The sequence below is a fragment of the Candidatus Pelagibacter sp. HIMB1611 genome, from assembly GCF_052047715.1.
Taxonomy (GTDB): domain Bacteria; phylum Pseudomonadota; class Alphaproteobacteria; order Pelagibacterales; family Pelagibacteraceae; genus Pelagibacter.
The window spans coordinates 1412842-1420000 of record NZ_JBNAJM010000001.1 but is presented as its reverse complement, the minus strand read 5'-3'; the positions used below and the strand labels follow the sequence as shown (position 1 = coordinate 1420000).

6 protein-coding genes and 1 rRNA gene (1 of these 7 cut by a window edge) are annotated in these 7159 nt (G+C 30.4%); 1 reads left to right on the top strand and 6 read right to left on the bottom strand.

Annotation, left to right across the window (positions count from 1 at the left end):
• Positions 1-800, bottom strand: a 16S ribosomal RNA gene (locus tag ACTTAS_RS07640) (it extends 675 nt beyond the left edge of the window).
• Between the two features lie 337 nt (positions 801-1137).
• On the opposite strand from ACTTAS_RS07640, the gene ACTTAS_RS07635 reads away from it, so the two are divergent.
• Positions 1138-2430 carry a peptidoglycan DD-metalloendopeptidase family protein gene (locus tag ACTTAS_RS07635; protein WP_440678955.1) on the top strand — a complete coding sequence of 431 codons (1293 nt, stop codon included), beginning with the start codon at positions 1138-1140 and terminating at the stop codon, positions 2428-2430.
• Here ACTTAS_RS07635 and ACTTAS_RS07630 read toward each other — a convergent pair.
• Genes ACTTAS_RS07630 through ACTTAS_RS07610 form a run of 5 tightly spaced genes read right to left on the bottom strand, consistent with a single transcriptional unit; the run spans position 2427 to position 7108 of the window.
• Positions 2427-2867, bottom strand: a complete 441-nt coding sequence (locus ACTTAS_RS07630; protein WP_440678954.1) for a DUF4167 domain-containing protein — start codon at positions 2865-2867, stop codon at positions 2427-2429. The genes ACTTAS_RS07635 and ACTTAS_RS07630 overlap by 4 nt on opposite strands.
• Positions 2868-2878: 11 nt before the next feature.
• Positions 2879-3721, bottom strand: a complete 843-nt coding sequence (gene prmC, locus ACTTAS_RS07625; RefSeq protein ID WP_440678953.1) for a peptide chain release factor N(5)-glutamine methyltransferase — start codon at positions 3719-3721, stop codon at positions 2879-2881.
• Positions 3722-4795 carry a peptide chain release factor 1 gene (prfA, locus tag ACTTAS_RS07620; RefSeq protein ID WP_440675446.1) on the bottom strand — a complete coding sequence of 358 codons (1074 nt, stop codon included), beginning with the start codon at positions 4793-4795 and terminating at the stop codon, positions 3722-3724.
• Positions 4792-5892, bottom strand: coding sequence for a flavodoxin-dependent (E)-4-hydroxy-3-methylbut-2-enyl-diphosphate synthase (gene ispG, locus ACTTAS_RS07615; RefSeq protein WP_440678952.1), 1101 nt, complete (start codon positions 5890-5892; stop codon positions 4792-4794). Before ispG ends, prfA begins: the two co-directional genes overlap by 4 nt.
• Positions 5893-5896: 4 nt before the next feature.
• Entirely contained in the window at positions 5897-7108 is a 1212-nt protein-coding gene (locus tag ACTTAS_RS07610) for an aspartate kinase (protein WP_075505992.1), read from the bottom strand.
• Positions 7109-7159: the final 51 nt, after the last annotated feature.

The window sequence follows — 7159 nt, the reverse complement described above, 5'->3', positions numbered from 1 at the left end:
GCGACACTGAAAATAAATTTCCAACGTCTAACACACATCGTTTACGGCATGGACTACGAGGGTATCTAATCCTCTTCGCTACCCATGCTTTCGTTCCTCAGTGTCAGTAATGATCCAGAAAGCTGCCTTCGCAATTGGTATTCTTTCTAATATCTACGAATTTCACCTCTACACTAGAAATTCTGCTTTCCTCTATCATACTCTAGCTGAAAAGTTTTAATGGCAGTTCCAGAGTTAAGCTCTGGGATTTCACCACTAACTTTTTCAACCACCTACGAACTCTTTAAGCCCAGTAATTCCGAACTACGCTAGGTCCCTTCGTATTACCGCGGCTGCTGGCACGAAGTTAGCCGGACCTTCTTATTCGGGTACAGTCATTTTCTTCCCCGACGAAAGAGCTTTACAACCCAAGGGCCTTCTTCACTCACGCGGCATCGCTGCATCAGAGTTTCCTCCATTGTGCAAGATTCCCCACTGCTGCCTCCCGTAGGAGTTTGGGCCGTGTCTCAGTCCCAATGTGGCTGATCATCCTCTCAAATCAGCTATTGATCACAGTCTTGGTAGGCCATTACCCCACCAACAAACTAATCAAGTGCAGGCTCATCCAATGGTGCATAAAGCTTTCTCCGTAAAGACTTATCCGGTATTAGCACAAGTTTCCTCGTGTTATTCCAGGCCAAAGGGTAGATACCTACATGTTACTCACCCGTCTGCCACTAAGTATTGCTACTTCGTTCGACTTGCATGTGTTAGGCGTGCCGCCAGCGTACGTTCTGAGCCATGATCAAACTCTCAAGTTTAAAAACGGCGCACACTAGCTTCCATATAAATTCTAAGAATAAAATTTATATGTGATTGAAGTGTGTACGACAAATTTTTGGTAACCTTAACCGTCCACACTTCTCTTCTTAAATTTTAACTTTTAAAATAGCTAATTGAGCAAAAAAGGCTCAATAATCCTCACTAATTTATTGTATTAACAATAATTTTATTGAGAAAGTTACGTGCTTATAGGCTAAAAATAATGGAAATCAAGCATTTAAGAATAAAATTTTAAATAAAAACACCGCATTTTAAGGGCTTTTTTTTGATTTTTACCGCGCTCTAAACTAATAATTGAGTTCTCTTAAATATAAAATGTTAAAAAGTCTATTAAGTAAGATTAAAAAAAACTTTGAAATTTTAGGCTTAGTCTTATTGATTCTTTTTACAGCTATCTCCACTAGTTATTTTAATTCAACAAAAAAAGATAATTTAGAGATCTATAGTAATCTTATTGATAATATTTATTTCAAAAAAACACTCACACACATAGTTGATAACCTTGAACCAAAATACAAAAAAATAAAACATAAAATAAAATCTGGTGAAACATTTGATAAAATTTTAGAGACTTATCTAATACCAAAAAAAGAAATATTAGATATAAAAAAAGCTTTAAAAAAAAAAGTTAATCTTAATAAATTAAATACCAAACAAATTATTGAGTTCAGCTTAGATAAAACTAGTAATCAAATTAATGAATTTACTTTTCAAATATCAAATAAACAAAAAATATTTTTAGTAAGAAATAATTCTAGTAATGCTTTTAACGATAAAATTATTTCAATTAAATTGAATAAGAAAATAGTTTACAAAGAAAACTTAATTTTACAAAGTCTTTATAAGGCTGCAACAGACGAAGAAATACCAGCAAGTATAATAATTGAATTTGCTGGAATATATGGTTTTCAAGTAGATTTTCAACGAGATATAAGAAAACAAGACAAGTTTCAAATAATGTATGAAATTTTTCTTAATGATAAAAATGAAATCATTGAGACAGGAGATATTCTTTTCGCTAATTTAAAATTAAGTGGTCAAGATAATGGACTTTATTATTTTGATAAAGAAGGAAGTGAAGGACATTATGATAAAAATGGTAAAAGTGTTAAAAAAGCTCTAATGAAAACTCCAATTAATGGAGCAAGACTTTCATCTTCTTTTGGTATGAGAAAACATCCTATAGATGGATATAATAAAATGCATAGAGGTACTGATTTTGCAGCACCAACAGGAACACCTATTATGGCATCTGGTGATGGTATTGTAAAAAAGGCGGGATGGTGTGGTGGAGGTGGAAACTGTGTAAAAATAAAACATAACTCAACCTATCAAACAGTATATGCTCACATGTCAAAGTTTGCTCGTGGTATTAAAGCAGGAGTAAGGGTAAAACAAGGTCAAACAATTGGCTACGTTGGTTCAACAGGTAAGTCTACTGGACCTCATTTACATTACGAAGTAATTGTAAATGGAAAAAAAGTTAATTCTCAAAAACTAAAACTTCCTTCAGGTAAAATATTAAAAGGTAAAGAGAGAAAATTATTTGAAACTAATAAAATCAAACTGGATGTTCTTAAATCAGAAAAAATTATAGGTTTGAATTAATTAGCCTCTGCTGGAGTTTCAGTTTGAATATCTAAGTTAGAATTATCTTTTAAATTTTTTTCAGAAACATCAATATTTTCTGATGGCTTATTTGTTTCTTTTTCATTTTCATCAGATTTCTCCTCTAAATTTCTCTCTTTTTTGAAGCTTTCTCTTTCATTAAGTATTCTTGTAAAATGATCAGCATGCTGAAGATAATTTTCAGAAAGAATTTTATCACCATTTGACAAAGCTTCTCTAGCTAAATCATTGTACTTTTCGATTAATTTTGGTGCATTGTGATTATTTCTGCCTGGAGACTTTCTTTTGAAATTATCACCATTAGAAAAATTTGAACTAAATTTCTGCCTGTCACCATTAGATTTAAAATTTCTGTCATTTCTTCTAAAATTATTTCTTCTATTGTTGTTATTATTGTTATTCCTAAATGTTACCATGATTTAAATAATTATATTTTTGTGCAAATTATGCATCGATCATTATAAGCAAGATCTTTTAGAGCACTATTTATATAAAAACCCTCTTTATTTAATAATTTAATTACTTTATTTTTTTGATCAAAACCAATCTCTAAAATAAATTTACCATTTTTTTTAATCAGCTCAGATGATTTTTTAATAACTTTTCTGATTTCTGATAAACCATCTAATCCACCATCTAGTGCTATTTTTGGCTCAAACCTAGCAACTCCTTTATCCAAATATTTTATAATATGCTTTTTAATATAAGGAGGATTAGAAACTACCAAATCATATTTGCCCAAACTAAATTTGTCAACATTAGATTTATATAATTTAAGTCTATTATGTACTTTTAAACTAGTTGCATTCATATTTGCTATTTTTAAACAATTTTTGCTTATATCTATTCCCGTTCCATAAAAATTTTTTCTCTCTTTTAAAATAGACAAAAGTATACATCCTGATCCTATGCCAATATCTAAAATACTAAGTTTACTTTTATTTTTTGTTAAATTTAAAATATTTTCTACAATTAGCTCGGTATCAGGACGAGGTATTAAAGTATCCTCTGTTACAAAAAATTCTGAATTCCAAAATAACTTTTTATTTGTCAAATGCGATACCGGCTTACCTTTGGACCTTTCATTAATTAGTTTTTGAAACAAATTTAAATTTATTTCTTCTATTTTTTCTTGAGAATTAAGTATTAAGTATTTTTTATCCTTATTAATTGCTTTTGACATTAAAATTTCTGAATCCAAATAGGGATTTAAAAAAAATTTATCTTTTAAAATTTGAGCACCTTGAGTTATTGCTGATTGAATATTCATTTATTTTAAATTACTTAAACTTTCTTCTTGTGCTTGCAGTGTAAGTGACTCTATCATTTCATCAAAAGCTTCACCTTCAAGAAATTCTTCTAATTTGTGCAAAGTTAAATTTATTCTGTGATCTGTAACTCTACCTTGTGGAAAATTATAAGTTCTAATTCTTTCTGATCTATCTCCAGTACCAATTTTAGTTTTTCTATCTTGTGATCTTTCTTGATCAATTCTTGATCTTTCAAGTTCATATAATCTTGCTCTTAAGATTTTCATTCCTTTTGCTTTATTTTTGTGCTGTGATTTTTCATCTTGTTGAGAAACTGATAAACCAGTGGGTATATGAGTTATTCTAACAGCGCTATCAGTTGTGTTAACTGATTGTCCACCTGGACCACCTGCTCGAAAAACGTCAATTCTTAAGTCAGAGTCGTTTATTTTTAAATCTACTTCTTCAGCTTCGGGTAAAACAGCAACTGTGGCTGCGGATGTATGCACTCTTCCTTGTGTTTCGGTATCTGGAACTCTTTGAACTCTATGCACACCACTCTCATATTTTAATGTAGAATATATATTTGTACCTTTAATAGATGCAATTACCTCTTTTAAACCCCCAGCATCACTTCTTGAAATAGAAATAAGTTCTAATGACCACTTTTTTTTATGACTTACTTTTTCATACATTTTGAAAAGATCTGAAGCAAATAAACTTGCTTCTAGTCCACCAGTTCCAGCCCTTATTTCTATTATTGCATTTTTTTTATCTGCTTCATCTTTTGGCAGTAGAAATAATTTTAATTTTTTTTCATTGATCTCATGTTGAGATTTCAAATCAACAAGTTCTAACTCAGCCATATTTTTTAATTCTTTATCTGATGAGTTGTCCTCTAATATTTTCTCTAATTCTTGTTTTTCATTTTCGAAAGATAAATATTTTTTAGCATTTAAAATTATTTCATTAACATCCGAATATTCTTTTGATTTTTCAGCAAATACTTTATTATCTAAACTTCCTGATGATAGATCTTTTTCTAGTGTAGAATGTTTTATAATTAATTCTTCAATAGTCTTTGTTGGTATCATTGTAAATTTTCTAATTCAGAGGCCTTTTTTTCAACTTCTGCTACGACTTTATTAACTATATCATTAGTTAATACTTTTTCACTTTGTACCCCAGATAAATAAAGCATGTTGTTACCTTTTCCACCTCCAGTTATTCCAATATCAGTTAAAGCAGCCTCACCAGGTCCGTTCACAACGCAGCCAATTATAGATAGGGTAATTGGAGTTTTTATGTGAGATAATTTTTCCTCTAAAATTTTAACTGTATCAATTACTTGAAACGCTTGCCTTGCACAAGATGGGCAAGAAATTATTTTAACTCCTCTGTTTCGTAATCCTAAAGATTTAAGGATTTCATTTCCAATCTTAACCTCTTTAACAGGATCATCTGACAAAGAAACTCTTAAAGTGTCACCTATTCCGTCTAACAGCAATGAACCTAGTCCTATTGAAGACTTAACACTTCCTGACACAAAACTTCCAGCCTCAGTTATTCCAAGATGAAGAGGATAATCAGTAGCATCCGAAAGCTGTCTATAGGCTGCAATCGACAAAAATACATCAGAGGACTTAACACTTATCTTGAAATTAAAAAAATCTTGATCCTCTAATACTTTAATGTTTCTTTTTGCGCTTTCTACTAATGCTTCAGGGCATGGCTCCTTATACTTTTCTAAAATATCTTTTTCAAGAGAACCAGCATTAACTCCTATCCGAATTGAACAATCGTTATTTTTTGCTGCACTTAAGACCTCATGGATTTTATTTTTATCACCAATATTTCCAGGATTTATTCTTAAACACTTCGCTCCATTTTCTGCAGCCTCTATGGCTCTTTTATAATGAAAATGAATATCTGCAATTACAGGTATTTGAACATTTTTTGTAATTTCTTTTAAGGCTTTTGAGGAATCTTCATCTGGACAGGAAACTCTAACTAAGTCAGCACCCTCTTCATGAATTTTATTTATTTGTTCTATAGTAGCTGAAATATCTGTGGTCAAAGTATTAGTCATTGATTGAACTGATATTGGATTGTCGCCACCAACTTTAATACCACCAACGTTAATTACTTTAGTTTTTTTTCGATTTATATTTCTAAATGGTCTTACATTCATAAGTTTAATCTAGTTTAAATTCTTTATGAAGAGCGGCTATTGCTTTTTTTACATTTTTTGATGAAACTAATACCGAAATTTTAATTTCAGATGTTGATATAACTAAAATATTTATTTGTTTTGAAGCTAAAGCTTGAAACATCCTGTAAGTAATTCCAGGTGTAGTAATCATCCCAACTCCAATTATAGAAACTTTGGAAAGATTTTTATCAAAAGAAAGTTTTTTATAAGATATCGATTTATTTTGCTTAATTAATTTCTCAGTTTTTTTCAGATCATCAGATTTAATTGTAAAAGTTAAGTCAGTATCTTTTCCATTTTGAGAAATATTTTGAACAACCATATCAACGTTAATTAAATTTCTTGATAATGGTCTAAAAACTGAAGCAGCAACACCAGGTCTATCTTTAACTCCTACAATTGTGATCTTAGCATCATTTTTAGTTGAAGATATCCCGGTAATTATTTGATCGCTAAACGCTTTTTTAGAGCCTGTTATTAATGTACCTGGTTTACTAACAAATGAAGACTTAACTTTAATATCAATATTATTTAGCTTTGCATCTTGAACCGATGTTGGTTGCATCACTTTTGATCCTAATGATGCCATTTCCAACATTTCGTCATAAAATATTTTTTTAATTTTCTTTGCTTTTTTATGTTGTCTTGGATCAGTAGTATAAACACCATCGACATCTGTATAAATAATACATTCATCAGCTTTAATAAATTTTGCTAACATTATTGCAGTTGCATCAGAACCACTTCTTCCTATTGTGGTAATTCTATTTTCATTATTAATTCCTTGAAAACCAGTAACAATTGGGATTCCACCTTGTTTCACATAATTATTTAATTCTTTTGTAATTATCTTATTTATTCTTGCTCCAGAATAAGGTCCATCAGTAATTATTGGCAATTGCCAAGAAACCCATGACCTAGACTTAAAACCATCATGAGTAAGTCTTCCAGCAATTAAAGCACATGAAACTTGTTCTCCAGTGGATACAAGTGCATCATATTCAGATCTGCTAAAATTATTACTAATTTGTTTCGATTTTTTTACGAGCTCATTGGTTACTCCACTCATTGCAGATGAAATCACCAAAACTCTATTTTTTTTCTTTTTATAAGCAGCTATAATTTTGCATACTTTTTTTATCCTATCGATACTACCAACAGAAGTTCCGCCAAATTTTAGTACAACAGTTTTCATGATCAGTTGAATTAATATAATTTAATTATAAATTGATAAAGTACATCTTAA